Source organism: Asaia bogorensis (assembly GCF_900465345.1).
In the GTDB taxonomy this organism is placed as follows: Bacteria; Pseudomonadota; Alphaproteobacteria; order Acetobacterales; family Acetobacteraceae; genus Asaia; species Asaia bogorensis_A.
Genome location: NZ_UEGO01000001.1, coordinates 211,737 through 233,080 on the forward strand (window position 1 = coordinate 211,737; position 21,344 = coordinate 233,080).

The following is a 21,344-nucleotide window of genomic DNA, read 5'->3' on the forward strand; positions in this document are numbered from 1 at the left end:
TGAATTTCAGGCAGGAATCAAGCAGATGGTCTGGCGTGATCACGATCCGGGAGCGCGAACGGCATCTCTCTGGCTCCGGCACGCTGCTCCGGTTTTCTTGCCCGGTGACGCAGCCGGCCTCGGACGTTCGGCAGAGAAAAGGCGGTTTCAGCCGCAGTGAGGGTGGTGAGTGGTCACAGGCAAGCTGGCGCCGCCCTTATGGGATACGCCAGCAAGGTCGCGATCTGCCGACTCACGCCGCTTGAGGGCTGAGATTAGCAACGTCACTCAGCAAGCTGGCCCCAACGGGCTGCCAGCCAAGGCGTTGTTGCGTCTTTTGACTCGAGGCCGTCATGTCCTTGCTGACGAAGCCATATAACCAGCCGAAATGAGCCATTGCCTCATCCTCGCTCAGTCCGGTGACCGGCAAGCCGAGAGTTTGCCCGATCCTTTCGGCAATGGCGCGTACCGACACACCTTCTTCCGCCGTTGCATGATAGCGTGCGCCGTGGGCCTGCTTTTCAAGCGCCAGACGATAGAGTGTGACGGTGGCCGAAACAGGGGCTGCCGACCAGCGATAATCCGTGTCCGCAATATAGGCGGAACGCCCTGTCTCGCGGGCAAGCTGGATCAGGAATGTCACGAGGCCCTGACGGGCCGTATCGTGAATTTGCGACAGACGCACCAGCGAGACATTCCGGCCGCGATCAATCATTCCCTGCGCTGCGATTTCCGAAATGACCCGTGGATTCTTGTGCTGGGCGTTGAAGACATCCTCATCCGCGCACGCGCCGGGATGAGCTTCGCCGAACAGCGTTGTGGAGGTGATTACAAAGGGGCGGTTCGAGTCCTGAAGCGCTTCACCGATGGCGTCGATAGCGCGTCGGTCTTTCTCGCAATTGGCAAGATAATGCGCAAAGTCATGGTCGAACGCGGTATGGATAACGCCGTCGCTCCCTGCCGCTCCTGCGCGCAGGCTGGCGAGATCCTCAAGATCGCCGTGCAACGCTTCTGCACCTGCGGCCTGGAGTCTTTGTGCGCCAGCCGTCGAGCGCGTCAGGCCGAGCACCTGATGGCCAGCCCCAATAAGGTCCGCAACGAGTTTGGCGCCGATAAAACCGTTCGCCCCGGTCAGAAAAACGCGCATGATCCAGCTTCCTTGGTTGTCAGATCATGATCATGGCCGCCATAGTCATCCTGTTACAGTAGTGACGTTATCATAGTATCAGCACTGACAGGCTCGCCGTGACTTCTTCCACCGCGCTTGGCGCCTATCTAAGAGACAGACGTGGGCGTCTCGATCCGGCGGCTTTTGGCTTCCCCGCCACAAGGCGACGCACGCCGGGGTTGCGCCGGGAGGAAGTCGCACAACGCGCCAATATCAGCCCGACATGGTACACTTGGCTGGAGCAGGGGCGGGCGGGTTCGCCCTCGGCGGATGTACTCGATCGTATTGCCAAGGGGATGCTGCTGACCGAAGCAGAGCGGGAGCATCTGTATATGCTGGCGCTCGGGCATCCGCCGGAACGGCGGTACAGGGCGGCCGAAGGCATCACGCCGCGCCTGCAACGCGTGCTTGATGCGCTCACCTGGAGCCCAGCCATCGTCAAGACAGCCTTGTGGGATGTCGTTGCCTGGAACAGGGCTGCCTCCTGTGTGCTCACCGATTACAGCAAGCTGGCGCGGGAAGACCGGAATATCCTCAAGATCGTCTTTTGTACGCCCCGTATACGCGCGATGCAGACGGACTGGTCGAGCCTTGCCTATTCGGTGGTGGCGGCTTTTCGTGCCGATGTGGTGCGGGCTGGTGCTTCTGCCGAGATCGACAGGCTTGTCGCTGAACTGAGCGCTGCCAGCCCGGATTTCGCGGCGCTCTGGCAGCATAATGACGTGTTGCAGCAGGGTGAGGGAACCAAGCGCCTGCAACATCCTGCGGTGGGGCTGATCGAACTCGAATATTCAGGGTTCGCTGTCGATGGGCGGCCAGATCTTGGCCTGATCATCTATAATCCGGCCACGGAAGGCGATCTCGAGCGCATCCAGCGCCTTATGGCAGAGACGATTCCGGACAATAGCGTCCCGGTGGCTGACGGGGGTGGCCCGAATTGATGTGATGTGTCGGATGCGGGCAGAAGGCTCTGACCAGCGTAGTGAGGATGTTGCCATGACGCTGCAGGACATCCTCTAGCCGGAAGGGAGTTGCGCTGCCTATCTCGTGGTCGAAATCGACCTTCTCATGTCCCATTGGCCGGCTTCGGCTATCTCCCGTCAGCTCACGTGACAGCACCCATGCGGGTATTTCGGGGTGCGATATGCTATAGGGCGTGCCATGATAATTCCCATACTTCCCGGCCTGTCCCTCACCGACAGCGAGCTTGAGGTCAGCTATATCCTGGCGTCTGGGCCCGGCGGGCAGAACGTCAACAAGGTTGCGACCGCAGCGCAGCTGCGTTTCGATGCCGCGCGTTCCGCGTCCCTGCCCGAACGGGTGCGCGTGCGTCTGCTGGAGATCGCAGGTAGTCGGGCAACGCGTTATGGCGTGATCGTTATCACGGCCCGACGCTTTCGCACGCAGATCCGCAATCGCGAGGACGCGATCGAACGTTTGGCCATAATGATCCGTGAAGCCGCCCACCGTCAGCCGTTTCGGGTGCCTACGCGCCCGGGCCGGGCGGCGCGTGCGCGCCGGATGGACGGTAAATCCCACCGCGCAGGGATCAAGCGCAGCCGCGCTACACCTCGCGAGGACTGAAACCCGCAGCTGAATCCGCGAGAACGACCACTATTCGCATATACGCGCTGTACAGCGGACAGGCTGCGGTCCACTCACTCCTGTTATTGCGTCCTATAGAAGCGGCGGAAGTTCCGCGATCTGGGGTGAGGGATGAGCGTATATCATCTTTGTCAGAGGCCCGCTCGCCCGAATGGGTCCCCCTGAATGCGGCTTTCAGGGAGGGCCGGGTCAAAGGTTGTTCTGTGAACGAATCCTGGGGGCGTTTATTGCGATCTAAGATATCGGATTCATCCGGCAGACTCGACGCTATCAACCATGCGTACCGGCCGGGGCTGCATTTGCCCGCCCTGTTGCGGAGGAGGGACGCAACTGAGGCTGATTGATGGCTTGCACGTCGCGGGTAGCGTCTCAGCCTGAAGAGGGTCGCCATGTGGTGAGATAACGCATGAGCGTGAGAAGCACGGTCTGGGTCTCTCCAAGTCTGATCTCATCGATTGTCCAGGGCGGCTGTTCCTGCGCCATATAGGTGCTTTGGGCCATTTCCATCTGGATGGCATGGATATTGCGTGAGGGCTGGCCGTAATGACGGGTTGTGTAGCCGCCCTTGAACCGCCCGTTAACGATGGTGGTAAGGCTGCTCTGGCCAGCAAGGAGTGTGCTCAACGCGTTCGTCAGGTGGACATCGCAAGATGCCCCGTCATTAGTCCCAAGGTTGAGGTCAGGCAATTGCCCCTCAAAAAGCCGGGGCACGAGCGAGCGTATGGAATGCCCGTCCCAGAGTAAGGCCCAGCCCCATATGTTCCGCAGTCTCTCGAGTTCTGCCTCCAGGGCTGCGTGATAGGGTTTCCAGTATGTTTCGAGACGATGGGCGATCTCATCCTCTCCCGGAATTTCACCGGGGCGATAGATATCTTCGCCGTCAAAGCTGAATTCTGGCACCAGCCCGGTTTTCGGTCGGCCGGGATACAGCGTGGCATCATCAGGCCCACGATTGAGATCGATGACATAGCGGGAATATCTCGCTGCAATGACGCCCATACCTAGATCAGGGGCAAAGTCATAAACACGCTCCATATGCCAGTCCGTATCGGGTCGGGCCAGGCCAGTAGCGCTCATGCGCGTCTCCATGCCCGGGGCCAGAAGCGTGCCATTATGCGGTAGCGCGATCAGGACCGGGGACTCGCCGCGTGTCAGGGTAAAAACGCTCGTTTCGCTCATGGCCCGGTTTCCTGTCTCTCTTTCTTATGTGTTCTGCGGGGCGCGCTCAATGATGCAGCCTTGTCACTACACGCCGGAAAGCATCAGCTATGGTCCTCTCCCGGGCATGATGACCGCTTTCGATGACCCATTCTCCCGCGACCAGCATATGCTGCACCGGCAGGCTCGGACGGGCAAAGAGTGCGCCATCGAAAATCGCGTCCTGCTCAAGCTCGGGCAGGGCCATGGCTTCAGGGTCGAGGACGCAGAGATCGGCTCTCATGCCAGGGGCCAGCCTGCCGCCATTCTGCTGGCAGGCCTGTGTCCCGCCTTTGAGAGCCGCTTCGTAGAGATAACGCCCGACCGATCCGAGCATGTCGTCTGGCAGGGCGCAGCAGCGTTTTCGGCTCACAAGACGGCGCCCGTATTCGAGAAGGCGTAGTTCTTCCGACACCGATGGCAGGATATTGCTGTCCGTTCCTATTCCGAAACGACCACCTTGGGTAATATAGGATTCCAAGGGGAACAGCCCGTCGCCAAGATTGGCTTCCGTAATAGGGCACAACCCAGCAACCGCACCAGAGGCCGCAAGCCGGTGCGTTTCATCCTGATCTAGATGGGTGGCATGGACCAGACACCAGTGCCGGTCGACCGGTGCCTCATCAAGGAGCCATGCCACAGGACGTCTGCCAAGGTAATCCAGGCAGTCGGCAACTTCTTTCTGCTGTTCAGCGACATGAATATGGATCGGCATGTTTTTGCCGATCATTCCGAGCATGCGGCCCAGACTCTCTCTGTCGACGGCGCGCAGTGAATGTAGCCCGAGCCCTGCCTTGATAAGGGGATTACCCTTGTGCCGCGTCTCGAGGGTCTCGAGTATGGTTGCGATGAATTCGGGCGAACTCGCAAAACGCGCCTGCTCGGGAGCCAGCGCCTTGCCGAACCCTGCGTGACGGTAGAGCGTCGGCAACATGGTCACGCCAATGCCCGTATCCTGTGCAGCCTGAACGACAGCGAGGGCCATCTCCGCCTTGTCGTCATAGGCGTTTCCGTCGGGCCCACGATGCAGGTAATGGAATTCGCCCACTTGGGAAAAACCGGCCTTCAGCATTTCGACATAAAGCTGGGCCGCGATGATGCGCATATCTTCCGGCGTGATGCGCGATGCGAGCGCATACATCTGTTTGCGCCATGTCCAGAAGGAGTCGACGAGATGGCGGCGTGTCTCCGCCAGTCCTGCCATGGCGCGCTGGAACGCGTGAGAATGCAGGCTGGCCAGCGGCGGTACAACAATGTCGACGACCTGATCGCCTGCACGGGGTGTTTCATGGACGTCGATATGAGTGAAATGCCCCCCCTTCCATTGCAGGCGCACCTCGTGACGCCAGCCACCGGGCAGGAAAGCCTGCTTGGCGAAAACCGCGCGGGGAGACGACATTTCAGACATCAGGAACTCCGCAGGATGAGAACAGGGGAAACGTTCCGGAGCCGGATGCTCGAGCATGGAACGTGTTACGATTACCGTTGCGCGCTAACGCGCTCATAACTAGACATGTATAGATAAGTTAGGTCAAGCGGGCTGGGAGTTGAGCAACGATGTGGGACAGGCTCTGGATCAACGCGCATCTTGCGACGCTAGCGCCCCATGTGGATCATCACGATATCGAGACGGAATCCGGCTTGTTGCGCGATGGTGCGATTGCGGTCGAACAAGGCAGGATTGCCTGGATAGGATCATGTTGCGACCTGCCCGGCGCACCCGAGACCCTGGCGCAGGAGGTGATCGATTGCCGGGGAGCATGGATTACGCCGGGGCTGATCGATCCGCATACCCATCTCGTCTATGCCGGCGACAGAAGCGGGGAATTCTCCGAGCGTCTCAGCGGCGTGTCCTATCAGGAGATCGCCCGACGTGGCGGGGGAATACTCTCCACTGTGAGAGCCACGAGGGCTGCGAGCGAGGACGAGCTTTTTGCGCTCTCCGAAAAACGAGCCAAGCGGCTCATGGCGAATGGCGTGACGACTTTGGAGATCAAATCCGGCTATGGACTGACGCTCGAGGACGAACTCAAACAGTTGCGCGTGGCGCGTCGTCTGGGTTCCGAACTGAGGCTGCGCGTGCATGTGAGCTTTCTCGGCGCTCATGCCTTGCCGCCTGAGTTCGTCGGGCGTCGTGAAGCCTATCTGGATCATCTTTGCACTGACCTCCTGCCTCAAATTGCAGCCGGAGGACTGGCAGATAGCGTAGATGGTTTCTGCGAAGGCATTGCTTTTCAGCCTCATGAAATCGAGCGTCTGTTCATCACGGCGCGGGATCTCGGTTTCACACTGCGCCTTCATGCTGATCAGCTTTCCGATCTGGGCGGTGCCTCGCTTGCTGCGCGGCTGGGAGCACTCTCTGCCGATCATGTGGAATACGCCCATGAAGAGGGTATCAGGGCCATGGCAGCGCAGGGTACGGTGGCTGTTCTTCTGCCGGGGGCCTTTTATTTCGTCCGCGAAGACAAACTGCCCCCTGTGGAGGCTTTTCGTGCGCATGGTGTGCGCATGGCGCTTGCGACGGATTGCAACCCGGGTACTTCGCCTTTACTGTCACCCACGGCCGTGATGAACATGGCCTGTACCCTGTTCCGGCTGACACCGCACGAAGCGCTGGACGGCCATACGCGCCACGCGGCCGCTGCGCTCGGACTCTCGGCAACCTGCGGTATGCTGGCGCCTGGAATGGCTGCCGATATGGCGCTCTGGGACATCACCGCCCCTCACGAGCTCGCATACTGGATCGGCGGGGTAATGCCTGTGGGACGTGTTTTCGCCGGCGTTCCGGATCAGGTTCTCTGATAGGGGGCAGCGCGGCCGGGAGTAGGAAGGTTATGATCCCGTGCTAAAGACTGGCGAGCCGGGTATGACCGGTATAGACATCTGGCCTGGGCAGAAAGGGGATGCAAGAGGGTGACCATATTGCTGGGCAAGGACAAGCCGACCGCACGTTACGAGCAGGTCAAATCATACATCCTCTCCCGTATCGAGACGGGAGAATGGGAGGTCGGGCACAGGCTTCCTTCCGAGAGTGAACTCGTCGACCTTCTCGGGGTGTCACGCATGACTGTGCATCGTGCCCTGCGCGAACTGACCGTCGATGGCGTGGTCACCCGTGCACAGGGTGTGGGCACCTTTGTGGCCGAGCCGCTCAAGCGTGTCGAGTTGCTTGAATTGCGCGATATCGCAGAGGATATCGTTTCGAACGGCCACACCCACACCACGCGCGTCATCACGCTGGGCTCCATCCGGGCCGATAGCGACCTAGCCATGGCTTTCGGTCAGCGCCCCGGCGCACGGCTCTTCCATTCGATCATCGTTCATCTTGAAGACGGTACGCCGCTTCAGGTTGAGGAACGTTTCGTTTCGCCCCATTTTGCCCCCGATTATCTGGAGCAGGATTTCAGCCTGTCCCACCCGCACCGGCATCTTTCCTCGATCTCGCATCCCGAGGAGATAGAACATGTTGTCTTTGCTGTTACGCCCAGTCAGGAAACTTGCGATCTGCTCGACCTCGAGGCGCCCGAGGCCTGCCTGCAACTCATGCGTCGCACCTGGGTTGATGAGCGCGTGGTGATGAAAGGCATCTTCACCTATCCCGGAAGCCGCTACAGCTTCGTCGGGCGCTATCGCCCCTGAACGGGGGCGGGATCCAGCGAGCCTCGTCGTCCACGTCCCAGATTTCCGTTTTCTTCTGTCTGTACCCGGATTGCTATCCCGCCCATGTGCATGTTTGCTCTCACGGCATCTGGGACTCACGAAAGACGTGCCGAGCCGGGCGATGCATTGGCATGTCATTCTCAAATCGTGACGATTTTTGATTGACAGAAACAGATCTTATGACACACCTTAACATGTATATACATGTTTGGGTCAGGAGATGTCATGAGCGCCCAGGATTCCTTGCCAGCCAGGCTGGCCAATGACAGGATTATTCGCGCGGCCCATGGGCCGGAACTGACAGCGCGGTCATGGCAGACCGAGGCGGCGCTGCGCATGCTGATGAATAATCTCGATCCCGATGTGGCCGAGAAGCCTTCAGAACTGGTCGTTTATGGCGGTATCGGTCGCGCGGCCCGCAACTGGGCCTGCTATGACGGGATTGTGCGTGCCCTGACCAATCTGGACGCCGACCAGACGCTCCTCGTTCAGTCGGGTAAGCCGGTCGGGGTATTTCGCACCCATCCCGATGCTCCCCGTGTTCTGATCGCCAATTCCAACCTGGTACCGCACTGGGCGAATTGGGATCGGTTCAATGAACTCGACCGGGCCGGGTTGATGATGTACGGCCAGATGACTGCAGGGTCGTGGATCTATATCGGCAGTCAGGGCATCGTGCAGGGGACATACGAGACCTTTGTCGAAATGGGGCGGCAATCCTATGGGGGCTCGTTGCGCGGCCGCTGGATCCTGACGGGTGGTCTGGGCGGGATGAGCGGTGCACAGCCTCTCGCCGCGGTAATGGCAGGCGCTTCGATGCTGGCCGTCGAATGTGAGCCGAGCCGTATCGAGAAGCGCCTAGAAACGGGCTATCTTGACCGAAAGACGGACTCGCTCGACCAGGCGCTCGAATGGATCGATGCAGCCTGCACGGCTGATGTGCCGATCTCGGTCGGGTTGCTGGGTAACGCTGCGGAGATTTTCCCCGAGCTTTTGCGTCGTGGCGTCCGTCCCGATGCCGTGACCGACCAGACATCGGCCCATGATCCACTGAACGGCTATCTGCCCGCAGGGTGGTCGCTCGATCAGGCAGCGCATAAGCGCGTGACAGATCCCGCTGCCGTAGAACGCGCCGCCAAGGACTCCATGCGCCTTCAGGTCGAGGCCATGGTGGCATTTCATCGTATGGGTGTCCCGACATTCGATTACGGCAATAATATCCGGCAGATGGCCTTCGAGGTCGGGTGCGAGGACGCTTTCGCTTTTCCGGGCTTCGTTCCGGCCTATATACGGCCGCTCTTTTGCCGCGGCGTCGGGCCTTTTCGCTGGGCCGCCCTCTCCGGCGATCCCGAGGATATCTACAAGACGGACGCCAAGGTCAGGGAACTGTTCCCGCATGACACGCATCTGCACAACTGGCTCGACATGGCGCGCGAGAAGATCCAGTTTCAGGGTTTGCCCGCACGCATCTGCTGGGTCGGGCTCGGCGATCGCCACCGGCTCGGTCTTGCCTTCAATGAGATGGTCGCAAGCGGTGAGCTCAAGGCCCCTGTCGTGATCGGTCGAGACCATCTCGACAGCGGCTCTGTAGCCAGCCCGAACCGCGAGACCGAGGCCATGCAGGATGGGTCGGATGCCGTTTCCGACTGGCCCCTGCTCAATGCCCTGCTCAACACGGCGTCTGGCGCCACCTGGGTTTCGCTGCATCATGGCGGCGGCGTGGGAATGGGTTTCTCACAGCACGCGGGCATGGTCATCGTTGCCGATGGAACAGCGGAGGCCGCAAGTCGTCTGGAACGTGTGTTGTGGAACGACCCCGCAACCGGTGTCATGCGTCACGCCGATGCGGGCTACAATATCGCCAGAGACTGTGCCCGGGAACAGGGTGTCATCCTGCCCATGATCGACGGAGCCTGATCCATCATGAAGCATGTTTTCACTCTCGTTCCCGGCGCTCTCGATCTGGCGTCCCTGCGCAGCTTTATTCTCGACAAGCCCGAAATCCTCCTCGATGCCGGCACCGAACCCTGCCTGCGCGAGGCCGCGCGTTCGGTCGAGCGCATCGTGGCGGGCGGTGCAGCTGTCTATGGCGTGAATACCGGCTTTGGCAAGCTGGCCAAGACGCGTATCCCCGATGAGAAGCTGCGTGATCTGCAACGCAACCTCGTGCTCAGCCATGCCGCAGGGATCGGCAAGCCTCTGACGGAGCCGGTCGTGCGACTTATTCTGCTGCTGAAGGCTAATGGGCTCGCGCGAGGCTATTCGGGTGTGCGTTACGAGATCGTCCGCCTGCTGCTCGACATGCTCAATCGCGGGGTTATTCCCGTGATCCCGGAAAAAGGGTCGGTCGGGGCATCGGGTGATCTTGCGCCTCTTGCTCATATGTCGGCAGTTGTTATCGGCGAGGGCGAGGCCTTTTTCGCCGGTGAGCGTCTGCCGGGCGCCGTGGCTTTGGAGCGCGCCGGGCTGAGGCCTGTGGAACTCGGACCGAAAGAGGGGCTGGCCCTACTCAATGGCACGCAAACCTCGACGGCTTTGGCTCTGATCGCCCTTTTCGAAGCGGAAACCCTCCATCAGACCGCGCTTGTGACCGGAGCACTGACCCTTGATGCGGCACGGGGAACAGATGCTCCCTTCGATCCGAGGCTTCATGCTCTGCGCGGCCAGAAGGGACAGATCGAATGTGCCGCCATCTACCGGGCGCTCATGGCCGGTTCTGCCATACGCGCGTCACACGAGATCGATGACGAGCGCGTGCAGGATCCTTATTGCCTGCGTTGCCAGCCTCAGGTCATGGGGGCTGCGCTGGATTCGTTGCGTCATGCAGCTCACGTCCTGCTGATCGAGGCCAATGCGGTGTCAGACAACCCCATCCATTTCCCCGATACGGACGAAATGATCTCTGGCGGTAATTTCCATGCCGAACCTGTAGCCATTGCGGCCGATCTGATGGCGATTGCCGTATCAGAAATCGGAGCGATTGCGGAGCGTCGTCTCGCCCTGCTGGTGGACCCTGGCATGAGCGGATTGCCGCCCTTTCTGGTCAATGACAGTGGCGTCAATTCCGGCTTTATGATTGCCCAGGTCACGGCGGCAGCCCTTGCTTCTGAGAACAAGACGCTCGCCCATCCTGCAAGCGTAGACAGCCTGCCTACTTCAGCCAATCAGGAAGACCACGTGTCGATGGCGACATTCGCGGCGCGCCGTGTCGGCGACATCAACGAGAATGTACGTACCATTCTCGGTATTGAATATCTTTCTGCCGTGCAGGGGCTTGATTTCCTGGCCCCACTGCGTTCCTCCGAGCCGCTGGTCGCGGCGGCCGCCCTGCTGCGCGGGACCGTGCCGTTTTTCGCGCAGGACCGGCTCTTCACGCCCGACATGGAGGCTGCCAATGCGCTCATTGCCTCAGGTGCACTTGTCAAGGCAGCGAGCCAATCGCTGAAACTACCCACACTCGACGCCGAATGAGTGGGGTGATCGCGCCGGATGACGGCACTTTCAAGATCGAGGCAGCGCGAGCGCGCCGTCGTCTGCCTCGCCTGTTTGCAGATTATCTCGATGGTGGCGCCCATGGTGAGAAGACAATTCTCGCCAATCGGGCCGCTTTCAAGCGCTGGTCCCTTCTGCCTCGCGGGTTGCGCGATGTATCCTGTATCGACCAGAAGACCACCTGTTTCGGCATGGCTCTGAACGCGCCTGTCCTGCTCTCGCCGGTCGGTTTTGCCGGGCTGTTTCATAGCGACGGCGAGATTGGCGCGGCGCGGGCAGCGGAAAGATGCGGGATTGCCTCGACCCTTTCGAGCTTCTCCATCCATGCTCTGGAGGACGTGGCGACGGTCAAGGCGCCTCTCATGGCCCAGCTTTATATCCTGCGTGACCGCGGCGTGACACAGGATATGCTCGACCGGGCTGCGGCGTGCGGGGTCGGGACGCTTGTTCTGACCGTCGATACCGCTATTACGCCCCTGCGCCCGCGCGACATTCGGAACGGGTTTCGTGACCGTGTGCGCCCCAGTCTCGGCCAGAGCATGGGTCTGGCCCGGCACCCGGCCTGGCTTCTCGACCGGTTGCGGGCAACACGCAACGATCTGGGGACGATGGGGCGTTATACTGGAGCGCGCGGTATCATGGCGCAGGCCCGTGACATTGCATCCCGGATCGATCCCACTCTCTCACGGGCCGATCTGGAGACGCTGCGGGCATGCTGGAAGGGCCGCCTTGTTCTCAAGGGTGTGCTCCATCCCGATGATGCCCGGCAGGCGGTTTCCTGTGGTGTGGACGGGTTGATCCTGTCCAATCACGGTGGCCGACAGCTGGACCCTGCACCATCGCCTCTCACTATGCTGCCCGAGATACTGGACGTCACGCAGGACCGGCTCGATGTTGTGCTGGATGGCGGGGTGCGTCATGGCGGTGACGTTGTCACGGCTCTTGCGCTGGGCGCGCGAGCCGTTTCGCTGGGCCGCCCCTGGGCCTGGGCCCTGGCCGCAGGCGGAACGAAAAATGTAGAGACCGCTTTGCACCGTTTGATCCGTGAGACGGCGGATTGCATGGCGCTTACCGGGCTGTGCACGATCCGGGCGCTGCGCGAGGCAGGACGGACTGCGCTTCATTCTGCAGGATGAGGGTTCAGCCCTGCCGGGGCTTTTGTGAATCGCGTATGCGCCCCATGATGTAATCCCCGGCGGAAACGGGCAGATAAAGGGCGTCTGTCCCGGCTGGCAGGTTGAGATCGTGCGGATCGATCCGGGCGTCGTAATCCGGGTCGTAGAACGTTGCGAAAGAAACACGCTCGCGTCCGGAACGGTTGGTGACGCGATGCATGTTCGAGACATAGCGTCGGTTCGACCACCGGCACAGAAGGTCGCCGATATTGATGACGAGCGTTCCCGGAATGGGCGGTGCGGGAATCCAGGTACCATCAGGGCCCTGCACGTCCAGCCCTCCGGTGTCATCCTGCCAGAGCAGGGTAATGCAGCCGTAATCCGTGTGAGGAGCCACCCCGAACTGATCTGCCTCGCGTTCCGGCGGGTGGGGCGGGTACCAGATGGCCTGACTGCGCTGCAACGGTCTGGCATAGCGCGTGACAAAGAAATCGGGCGAGATCCCGAGCGAACAGGCGACAGCGCGAAGAAGTACCTGTCCGCATACGCCTACGGCCTCGAAATAGGCCTCCATGGCGGCGCGGAAATCTGGCCGTCCCTCAGGCCAGAGATTGGGGCCGCGCAAGGGCTGGCCCACTTGGACAAGGGGATGATCCGTCGGCAGATCGAGCCCGATCTGGAAGAACTCCTTATAATCCGGGTTGGCCGCACCATACATGGTGGTGCGGTTGAGCGCGTTGAAACCCCTCACGGCCTGACGGGGCTTGCAAAGAAGCTTTTCTTCCATGGGGGCATGAAAAAAATCGAGCGCCTCGCGATGGATCCGTTCAAGCAGGCTTTCCGGAATGCCGTGGTTTCGTACGTAGCAAAACCCCGATTGCGAAAAGGCAGCATTGATGGCGCGCCCTGTCGCCTCAAGATTGCCGGCACGAGCCGGGGCAAGATCGATGACTGGAAGATAGCCAATATCGTTCATGAAAAGGCTCCGTCGGATTGAGGGTCAGGAAGGTGGGATCAAGGCGGCGAGGCAGAGCGGGGCCTGTGGCCCGGAAGATGCCATCGGGGAAATGTGCAGGGGCGTATCGCCTGCGACAATCTTCCCCTGAAGAACGCTGCCCGGGCCGAATGCTGGTCCCCGTCCGGCGACATGCCATGGGCCTCTCAGGGGAAGCAGGGTGAAATGCACGGTATGGGGCAGTGGGAAAGGCGACTCATGGGCGCACAGAAGGGCAGGCTGTCCGTGCGAAGCCATTAGATTGAATGCCATGACCGGGCCGGAGGGGCAGGCCGCTGTCACGACCATGGCTCCGTCGAAGCTCAGAATGGCTCCGGCACGGTTGAGATGATGAGGGCAGTCGCCCACGGGGCTCAGGATCAGATGGCCGGGCGAGGCAAGGGCAAGATGGCGCACGAGGCCCGGAAAGGAGGAGAACGGACCATCGCCTCCGATCGAGGCAAGGCTGACCCGCCATGTCCCTTCCTGTGTCTCACCCCGAGCCAGTTCGCGGGTACGACCCTGCCCGTTCTTCCAGTCCGTCTCCGGGAAGGCGGTGAGGTCGTAGAGCGCGATCATGGTCGTGCTGCGGGAAAGATCTTGCCGGGGTTGAGGATGTTTTTCGGATCGAGCGTGGCCTTGATACTGCGCATCACGTCGATCGAAACCTGGTCATGTTCCTGCTGGAGGTAGTCACGTTTGGCCAGTCCCACCCCGTGCTCGCCGCTTGCAGACCCGCCCAGAGAAAGGGCGCGGGCGATCAGTCTGGCATCGAGATCATGGGCGCGGGCCAGAGCGTCTTCCCCCGATGGCACAAGCATGACCGTGTGAAAGTTACCGTCGCCGATATGGCCAACGATCGGCGCGGTGATGCCTGATGCCTCGATATCGCTCTTTGCGCCCAGGATCATTTCTGTCAGGGCGGATATGGGCACGATGGCATCTGTGGAAATGCCGACATGGCCGGGACGAAAGGCGAGGCAGGCCCAGTAGACGGCATGACGGGCCTTCCAGAGTGCGGCGCGCTCATCATCGCGCGTGCTCCAGGCAAAGGAAGCTCCCCCATTATCGACACTCAGGGCCTCGATCGTGCCGATCTGCTCCGCCACGGCCTGAGGACCACCTGAAACCTCGAAAAACATGGTGGGCACGGGGCGATAGGTATCGAGCTTCGAGTAGTCGATGCAAGCTTGCATCTGCACGTCGTCGAGTAATTCCATGCGTGCAACCGGCAGGCCCATCTGCATGACCTGCACCGCAGTCTCCACACATCCCGCGAGGGTTTCGAACTGGCAGATAGCCGCAGCCGTTGTTTCAGGTATTCCCTGCAGGCGAAGCTGTATTTCAGTGATGACCCCGAGTGTCCCTTCTGAACCGATCATGAGATGGGTCAGGTCGTAGCCCGTCGCTGATTTGCGAACGCGCCCCCCGGTCTGCATGATTCGCCCATCGGCCAGCACGATAGTCAGGCCGAGCACGTTTTCGCGTATGGTGCCGTAGCGTACCGCGCCTGTTCCCGAGGCGCGCGTCGCGCACATACCGCCTATCGTTGCCTCGCCACCCGGGTCGACCGGGAAGAAAAGCCCCAGATCACGCAAATGCAGGTTCAGGGCCTGACGGGTCACCCCGGCCTGAACGCGACAATCGAGATCATTTTCATGGACTGCGATGATTTCCGTCATGCGTGACAGATCGAGCGATATGCCACCCTCGACAGCATTGAGCTGCCCTTCGAGCGATGTACCGCCGCCGAAGGCCACAACGGGCAGGTTGTGGGCGTTGCAGAATGCGAGGGCCTGCGAGACCTCCTGTGTCGACTCGACATAAAGAACGGCATCGGGCGCATGGGCGGCGTGATAGCCCTCGCCGTGGCTGTGCTGTTCCAGCAGGGAGGGGCTGCGCGAGACCCGCCCGGGAAAAAGGGTGTCGAGTTCGGCGACAAGTCGGATACGGTCTGGCGCAGAGGGTCTCATTTCAGGACACTTCCTCAAGGGCGGGTGGCTCGGCAAGGATGGCACGCAGTGCCACGGTGAAACGCATGTTTTCCTCATCGAGGCCAATGGAGACGCGTATCCTGTCCGTGAACCCCGGTTCTTTCCAGGGTTTGACGATCACGCCGTGACGGAGCAGCGTCTCTGCAACCGGTGCGGCTGGGCAGGGTAGTCTGACAAACAGGAAATTACCGCTCGAGGGAGCGACATCCAGGCCCATGGCTTCGATCTTGGCTTTGAGGGCATCCCGCGCCCTGACCGTGGCCGCTACGCTCTCGCGCATATGGCTCTCTCCCTCCAGTGCAGCGAGGGCAGCGAGCTGTGCCACGATATTGGTATTGAACGGATCGCGAACGGCCTCGAGCGCGTTAATCAGGGCCGGGGTGTCACTCAGGGCCCAGCCGATGCGCAGCCCCGCCAGTCCCCAGGCCTTGGAAAACGTACCGAGCACGATCCAGGGGCGGGATTGGCGGCGCAGAACGCGGCGCGCATCCGGGTAATGCGCGGTGTGGGCCGCGTATTCCCGATAAGCCTCGTCGATCACAATCAGGCAATCATGTGGGCAGGCAGAGATCAGCGTTTCCAGCTGCGTCTCTGTCATCATGCAACCCACAGGATTGGATGGATTGGAAAAGATGAGGATACGCGTCGGTTGGGATACCGCAGCGCAGAGGGCCTGGAGATCAAAATCGCATGTTTCGGTGACCGGCACGGAATCGACGACCCCTCCCATCGCCACTGCGTTCAGGATATGCAGGCCGAACGAGGGCAGAACGGTCACCACCCTGTCGCCAGTGGAGATTACCCCCTGCATGATCATGCGTATGAGTTGTTCCGAGCCATTCCCGAGGATGAGCGCCTGCATCCGCTCATCCAGGTAGGTGGCAAGACGCGCGCGCAGCTTCGGTTCTGCTTCGGGATAAAGGGCCAGCTTGTCGAAAAGGCTGGTAAGGGCGTCGCGCACCTGAGGCGGGGCCCCGTGGGGATTTTCATTGCTTCCGAGTTTGGCGATAGAATTGAGGCCGTATCGTTCCTTGACCGCATCTGATGCAAGGCCTGCATTATAGGCTGGCAAGGCCGCTATTTCAGGGCGGCAGCATGAGACGGATGACGGGGTTCCAAGGGGAGAATGCACGGCCGATATCCAGTTTATGGTTGTATAGACAAGACTAGCGATATCGACTCGCATCATGCAAGCGCGAAGATTTATAGCGCCTTATATACGATATTTGTGGCGGTTATTCGCTTTTTCATTACGAAAATAAATTGACCTTCCTTGTACAGACAACATAGGCTTGCCGTCAGATTGTGTCAGGAGATCATGCCGTGATGATGTCTGCCTCCCCCTTGTCGCCCGAACTGGTCAAGGCTTTTCGTGATGACGGCGTCGTCATTCTGCGTGGCGTTTTTACGCCCTGGATCGAGTCCCTGCGTGAGGGAATCGATCGGTTGATGGCATCGCCCAGCCCGCTCGAGCGATCCTATCAGCCGACCGACTCGGCACCGTTTTTCCAGGATCTCTGCAACTGGCAAAGGATCCCGGAATTCCGCGCATTCATAGAAGACTCGCCCCTTGGAGTTCTGGCTGCGTCGTTGATGGGTGCGCGAGAGGCGCGATTTTTCCATGATCATGTTCTGGTGAAGGAGCCAGGGACATCGCTCGTGACGCCGTGGCACCAGGACCGTCCTTATTACTGCGTGAGCGGGCCGCAAAGCGTGAGTTTCTGGATTCCGCTCGACCCGGTACCCCAGGCAAATGCGCTGGAATGTGTTGCCGGGTCTCACCGATGGGGCGTCGATCACAAGCCCATGCGTTTTGACGGGACACCCCTCTATGCGGGCGATGACAGTACGCCCATGCCGGATATCGACGCTGACAGGAGCGCTTACCGGATCGTCTCTGCCGCTATGGAGCCCGGTGATGCCGTGGCTTTCGATTTCGGGACAGTGCATGGCGCTGCTGCGACTCTGGGCGCGGTCACAAGGAGGCGGGTGTTCTCAGCGCGGCTCGTGGGAGATAATGCGTGCTTTGCCGACAGAGGTGGCAAGGGATCGCCGCCTTTCTCCCATCTCACCCTGCAAGATGGTGAGAAACTAACAGGCCCCGATTTTCCCGTTCTCGCGACGGCGGCCTGAATGGCCGAACCGGCTCCCGTCGCGGCGCGCAGGTCCCGAACAGCCAGCACGATCCGTGCGGGGCTACGTCAGTGCCGCTGGCGGGTGGCGCGTCGTCTCGCGTCCTGCAGTCTTCTCACTTTGGCGGCGTCGGGCGTCGCACAGGCCGGGTGTCTGGACACGATACGTGCATCGGGGGTTCTGCGTGTCGGGAATGGGCTGCTTGGCGCTCATCCCTCTCTCTGGCAAAGCCATGATGGGGTATATCACGGTATCGATGCCGACCTCCTGGACGCATTGACGCAACGCCTCGGCGTGGCGCGTTCCGAATTCATCATCACCGAATGGCCGACCATGGTGCCCGGGCTCAAGGCGGGTCGTTGGGATATCGTTCTGAGCGACGTCAATATTACCGAAGAGCGGCGGATACGGGGGCATGTGCTGTTCTCGACGCCTTACTTCATGCTCTATGACTATGTGATCGTGCTGGCGGATTCGCCAATCAAGTCTCTTGCCGATCTCAAGGGCAAGACAATTGCCTCTGTCATGGGGACCAGCGACTCAGCAACTGCGCACCACCTGGTGGCTGATGGTGTGGCGGCTGATGTGGCCGATTTCGAGACGTTCGCCGATCCTTTCACGGCCCTGCGCAACCACCAGGTTGCGGCGGTGATCGTTGATCAGGGAACGCTTCATGCCCAGAAGGCACATTTCACGGATCTGCGCACTGTTGGCGCGCCCGTTTTCTATGCCCCCAAGCCGCGATGGGCCGTGATACAGGCCAAGGCCCGCTATCGTCTCGGAAGCGAAGGGGTAGTCATTTCCGATCGCTGTCCTGATCTGAAGGTTGCCGTCGATGAGGCTCTGGACTCAATGCGTCGGGATGGCACAATAAGAACGATACTGAAACGTTACGGTGTGTGGGAGCCGCAGCAGGACCACCTTATCCTGCCCGACCGTACTGATTCGGAGTAGCTGTTTCCATGCTGGATTTCCTGGCTGAGGCGGGCGAATATCTGCCCTTTCTCCTGCGTGGGGCGCTCGTCACGATCGAGCTTTCTCTTGTCGCGATGGCGCTCGGGACAGTGACTGGATTTTTCATTGCCCTTGGCCGTCGTGCCAGGACGCGGTTGCTGCGATGGCCGCTCAATGTGTTTGTCGAGATCATGCGTGATACGCCGCTGATCGTGCAGCTGCTGATCATCTATTTTACGCTGCCGCGCTGGGGCCTGACGCTTGGTGCCTTCCCGGCCGCCATTCTGGGTTTGTCTCTCAATCTGGCGGCCTACGTGTCGGAGGTATTCCGGAGCACCATCAATGCCGTGGATCGCGGGCAGAGAGAAGCAGCTATTTCGCTGGGAATGTCGGGGGTGCAACTCTATCGGCGCGTTATCATGCCCCAGGCGGGGCTGGCGGCATTGCCGATACTCGGGGGCTATTTCATTGCCCTGCTGAAAGATTGTGCACTGGTGTCATTCATTTCGGTCAACGAACTTCTGCGCAATGCGAGCATCCTCATTTCGGATACGTTCGATGGGGGTAACATCTATCTGCTCGTGGCGATCATCTATTTCATCATGAGTTTTGCCTCGTCACGTCTGATTCTTCATCTTGAGAACCGGCTTACCCATGATCGCCGATCCGGACCCGATACGATGTCTGGCACAGTTCAGACCATGGAGAAGGAAGCCGTACGATGAATCCTGTCCTGACGGTCAGACAGCTTGGCAAGAGTTATGGAGGCAGAGCGGTGCTCGATGGGGTGGACCTCGTTGTTGAAGAGGGTGAAATCGCCTGTCTCATCGGTCCGAGCGGGGCAGGAAAATCAACTATCCTTCGTTGCCTGAATTTTCTCGAAACGCCGGATCGTGGCGAGATCACGTTCCGGGGCGAACGCCTCTGTTCCGAAGACGGCAATCTTTTCCAGATATCCCCCAGGCGCCAGTTACAGGCGGCGCGGGCCCGCATGCCGATGGTCTTCCAGCACTTCAACCTTTTTGCCCATCGTACCGTGCTTGAAAATGTGATGGAGGGTCCCCGCGTGGTTCAGGGGCGCCCGAAGGAGGAGGCACGCATGATGGCCAGTGCCCATCTCGACCGGGTGGGAATGCTGGGCTTTGCGCGGCATTACCCGGATCGTCTCTCTGGGGGGCAGAAACAGCGTGTGGCGATTGCCCGTGCACTGGCCATGTCACCGGCCCTGATTCTTTTCGATGAGCCGACCAGTGCTCTCGACCCGGCGCTGGTACGCGAGGTCGAGAGCGTGATGCGCGACCTGTCACGCGATGGGCTGACCATGATCGTGGTCAGCCATGACATGCGCCTGGTGCGCAGCATTGCCTCGACCGTCCATTTCTGCGCTGACGGCCATATCGTCGCAAGCGGACCGGCCGGGCAAATGCTTGGCTCGCAGGCCCCCCTATCGATGCGGGTTTTTCTCGAGGCAGTGTCCGACCATGTTGGGCAGGAGTAACATGATGAAGCATCCCCCTCCCGATAGGAGCGCCACATCGATATCTGCCGGGCATGCTCATCCGGATGACGGAAGCATGACCGAAGTCGAATTCGAAACGATCTATCCGATTGCGTCGTCGAGACGTCATGGAAAGCCGTCGGACCTCTTCGGCTTGTGGTTTGGCGCCAACATGACCATGCTGGCCATCGCCACGGGCGGGGTCATGCGTGGAGAATTCCATTTGACACCCCTGGTAGCCTTACTGGCGGCGCTCATAGGCAATGTCGTGGGCGGCGTGTTCATGGCGCTTCATGCGGCGCAGGGGCCACACCTCGGTATTCCGCAGATGATCCAGTCCCGCGCCCAGTTCGGCATGATCGGGGCAGCCCCCATGACCGCGCTGATTGTGCTGATGTTTCTCGGTTTTGCTGCGTCGAATCTGGTTTTGGGTGCGCAGGGGCTTGCCATGATGCTCCCGTTCCTGGGAGGGAGGCCGGGCATGATCGCGATTGCTGTCATTTCAGCCGTTCCCGCCGTGCTGGGTTATCGCGCCATTCATCGCCTGACCCACTACATCGCCCTGCTCTGTGGGGGCGCAATCTTCCTTTGTCTGAGTGCTGTATTATTCGCTCCCTCTGCCCCGGGCATTGCGCTGACAACCGGGGGGCATGACACGGTTTCCGGCTTTCTGGGAGCCATGTCCATTGCCGCACTCTGGCAGATTGCCTATGCACCCTATGTTTCGGATTATTCGCGCTATCTGCCGCAGACGCGCGAAGGTGAGAAACAGGCCTTTCATGCGACATACTGGGGCTGTGTGCTTGGCTCGCTTGTCGCGATGGTCGTGGGAGCTCTCGCCGGACCGGCCGTCAATGACCGCCTGATTCTCTGCCTCGGTTCTGCGGCCGCGCCTGTTCTGGGCGTGCTGTCGCTGGGGCTGGTCGTGGCAAACGCCATGACGCTTTACTGTGGAGCGCTTTCCTCCATCACCGTGCTCCATACCCTCGCCCCGACGCATCGTTTCGGCAGAAATTGGCGTGGAGCGGTAACCCTGGTTCTGCTCGTCCTGTCTTTCGGGCTGGCGCTGCTCATGGCGGGCCGGTTCGAAAGCGCCTATGCAGGCTTCCTCGAACTGCTCATGTCGATCATGGTGCCGTGGTCCGCGATCAATCTGCTCGATTACTATATCCTGCGGCATGGAGCTTACGATCTTCCATCACTTTTCAGGCGCGACGGAGGTATGTACGGACGATACAACGTTCCGGCCCTGGTCACCTATACAATTGGGTTAGCTTCACAAGTCCCGTTCATATCGACGGGACTGTATACCGGGGCTATGGCGCGTTTTCTGGGTGGGGCCGATCTCTCATGGATTGCCGGACTGGCTGTGACCAGCATGATTTATCTCGCAACAGCCCGCATGTCGAAACATGTAAGATGATTACGAATCTAGATCGAATTTAGTTGACCATACTCGTATATACATCTTAGCGTTGCGTCATGGTCAGCCTTTTCCGGGGCAGGCCCTTCCTCCTTCGAGTGCAGCTCGCCCGTCTTCGGCCGCGAGCCGCCA

19 protein-coding genes are annotated in these 21,344 nt (G+C 60.3%); 12 read left to right on the forward strand and 7 right to left on the reverse strand.

Going from position 1 to position 21,344, the window contains the following annotated elements:
* Window positions 1-232 precede the first annotated feature (232 nt).
* Window positions 233-1,126: an SDR family oxidoreductase gene (locus ED655_RS00990; RefSeq protein ID WP_122048645.1), complete on the reverse strand. Its 894-nt coding sequence runs from the start codon at window positions 1,124-1,126 to the stop codon at window positions 233-235.
* 98 nt (window positions 1,127-1,224) lie between these two features.
* On the opposite strand from ED655_RS00990, the gene ED655_RS00995 reads away from it, so the two are divergent.
* The gene (locus tag ED655_RS00995) at window positions 1,225-2,088 is read left to right on the forward strand and encodes a helix-turn-helix transcriptional regulator (protein WP_162993334.1); all 864 of its coding nucleotides are present in this window, start codon (window positions 1,225-1,227) and stop codon (window positions 2,086-2,088) included.
* Between the two features lie 220 nt (window positions 2,089-2,308).
* Window positions 2,309-2,731: an alternative ribosome rescue aminoacyl-tRNA hydrolase ArfB gene (gene arfB, locus ED655_RS01000; protein ID WP_122048647.1), complete on the forward strand. Its 423-nt coding sequence runs from the start codon at window positions 2,309-2,311 to the stop codon at window positions 2,729-2,731.
* 390 nt (window positions 2,732-3,121) lie between these two features.
* Here arfB and hutG read toward each other — a convergent pair whose 3' ends face one another.
* Window positions 3,122-3,931, reverse strand: a complete 810-nt coding sequence (gene hutG, locus ED655_RS01005; RefSeq protein ID WP_122048648.1) for an N-formylglutamate deformylase — start codon at window positions 3,929-3,931, stop codon at window positions 3,122-3,124.
* A gap of 46 nt (window positions 3,932-3,977) precedes the next feature.
* Window positions 3,978-5,348, reverse strand: a complete 1,371-nt coding sequence (locus ED655_RS01010; RefSeq protein WP_205835957.1) for a formimidoylglutamate deiminase — start codon at window positions 5,346-5,348, stop codon at window positions 3,978-3,980.
* Between the two features lie 158 nt (window positions 5,349-5,506).
* Between ED655_RS01010 and hutI the strand changes: the two genes are divergently transcribed.
* The 5 genes from hutI to ED655_RS01035 all read left to right on the forward strand — a co-directional run bounded on the left by hutI (window position 5,507) and on the right by ED655_RS01035 (window position 12,237).
* Window positions 5,507-6,751, forward strand: a complete 1,245-nt coding sequence (hutI, locus tag ED655_RS01015) for an imidazolonepropionase (RefSeq protein WP_122048650.1) — start codon at window positions 5,507-5,509, stop codon at window positions 6,749-6,751.
* 111 nt (window positions 6,752-6,862) lie between these two features.
* Complete coding sequence (gene hutC, locus ED655_RS01020; protein WP_122048651.1) at window positions 6,863-7,588, forward strand: histidine utilization repressor; 726 nt, start codon at window positions 6,863-6,865, stop codon at window positions 7,586-7,588.
* A gap of 264 nt (window positions 7,589-7,852) precedes the next feature.
* Complete coding sequence (gene hutU, locus ED655_RS01025; protein WP_122048698.1) at window positions 7,853-9,526, forward strand: urocanate hydratase; 1,674 nt, start codon at window positions 7,853-7,855, stop codon at window positions 9,524-9,526.
* Between the two features lie 3 nt (window positions 9,527-9,529).
* On the forward strand, window positions 9,530-11,080 hold the full coding sequence (gene hutH, locus ED655_RS01030) for a histidine ammonia-lyase (RefSeq protein WP_408735633.1): 1,551 nt from the start codon (window positions 9,530-9,532) through the stop codon (window positions 11,078-11,080).
* Window positions 11,077-12,237 carry an alpha-hydroxy acid oxidase gene (locus ED655_RS01035; RefSeq protein ID WP_122048653.1) on the forward strand — a complete coding sequence of 387 codons (1,161 nt, stop codon included), beginning with the start codon at window positions 11,077-11,079 and terminating at the stop codon, window positions 12,235-12,237. Before hutH ends, ED655_RS01035 begins: the two co-directional genes overlap by 4 nt.
* 4 nt (window positions 12,238-12,241) lie before the next feature.
* Here the strand turns inward: ED655_RS01035 and ED655_RS01040 are convergent, their stop codons facing one another.
* From ED655_RS01040 to ED655_RS01055, 4 genes are read right to left on the reverse strand one after another with little or no spacing between them, the layout of a single operon-like run.
* A complete protein-coding gene (locus tag ED655_RS01040; protein ID WP_122048654.1) occupies window positions 12,242-13,192 on the reverse strand; it encodes an isopenicillin N synthase family dioxygenase in 951 nt (316 codons plus the stop codon).
* Window positions 13,193-13,216: 24 nt separating this feature from the next.
* A complete protein-coding gene (locus ED655_RS01045) occupies window positions 13,217-13,789 on the reverse strand; it encodes a HutD/Ves family protein (RefSeq protein ID WP_122048655.1) in 573 nt (190 codons plus the stop codon).
* Window positions 13,786-15,183: an FAD-binding oxidoreductase gene (locus ED655_RS01050; protein ID WP_122048656.1), complete on the reverse strand. Its 1,398-nt coding sequence runs from the start codon at window positions 15,181-15,183 to the stop codon at window positions 13,786-13,788. The genes ED655_RS01045 and ED655_RS01050 overlap by 4 nt, the downstream gene beginning before the upstream one ends.
* A 1-nt stretch (window position 15,184) precedes the next feature.
* On the reverse strand, window positions 15,185-16,336 hold the full coding sequence (locus ED655_RS01055; protein ID WP_240993434.1) for an aminotransferase class I/II-fold pyridoxal phosphate-dependent enzyme: 1,152 nt from the start codon (window positions 16,334-16,336) through the stop codon (window positions 15,185-15,187).
* A gap of 194 nt (window positions 16,337-16,530) precedes the next feature.
* On the opposite strand from ED655_RS01055, the gene ED655_RS01060 reads away from it, so the two are divergent.
* The 5 genes from ED655_RS01060 (at window position 16,531) to ED655_RS01080 (ending at window position 21,212) form a co-directional block, all read left to right on the forward strand.
* A complete protein-coding gene (locus ED655_RS01060) occupies window positions 16,531-17,337 on the forward strand; it encodes a phytanoyl-CoA dioxygenase family protein (RefSeq protein WP_122048657.1) in 807 nt (268 codons plus the stop codon).
* The gene (locus ED655_RS01065) at window positions 17,338-18,291 is read left to right on the forward strand and encodes a substrate-binding periplasmic protein (protein ID WP_122048658.1); all 954 of its coding nucleotides are present in this window, start codon (window positions 17,338-17,340) and stop codon (window positions 18,289-18,291) included.
* 8 nt (window positions 18,292-18,299) lie between these two features.
* Window positions 18,300-19,016, forward strand: a complete 717-nt coding sequence (locus tag ED655_RS01070; protein WP_122048659.1) for an amino acid ABC transporter permease — start codon at window positions 18,300-18,302, stop codon at window positions 19,014-19,016.
* Window positions 19,013-19,789, forward strand: a complete 777-nt coding sequence (locus tag ED655_RS01075; RefSeq protein WP_122048660.1) for an amino acid ABC transporter ATP-binding protein — start codon at window positions 19,013-19,015, stop codon at window positions 19,787-19,789. The genes ED655_RS01070 and ED655_RS01075 overlap by 4 nt, the downstream gene beginning before the upstream one ends.
* A 76-nt stretch (window positions 19,790-19,865) precedes the next feature.
* Window positions 19,866-21,212, forward strand: coding sequence for a purine-cytosine permease family protein (locus ED655_RS01080; protein ID WP_122048700.1), 1,347 nt, complete (start codon window positions 19,866-19,868; stop codon window positions 21,210-21,212).
* The last annotated feature ends 132 nt before the right edge of the window (window positions 21,213-21,344 follow it).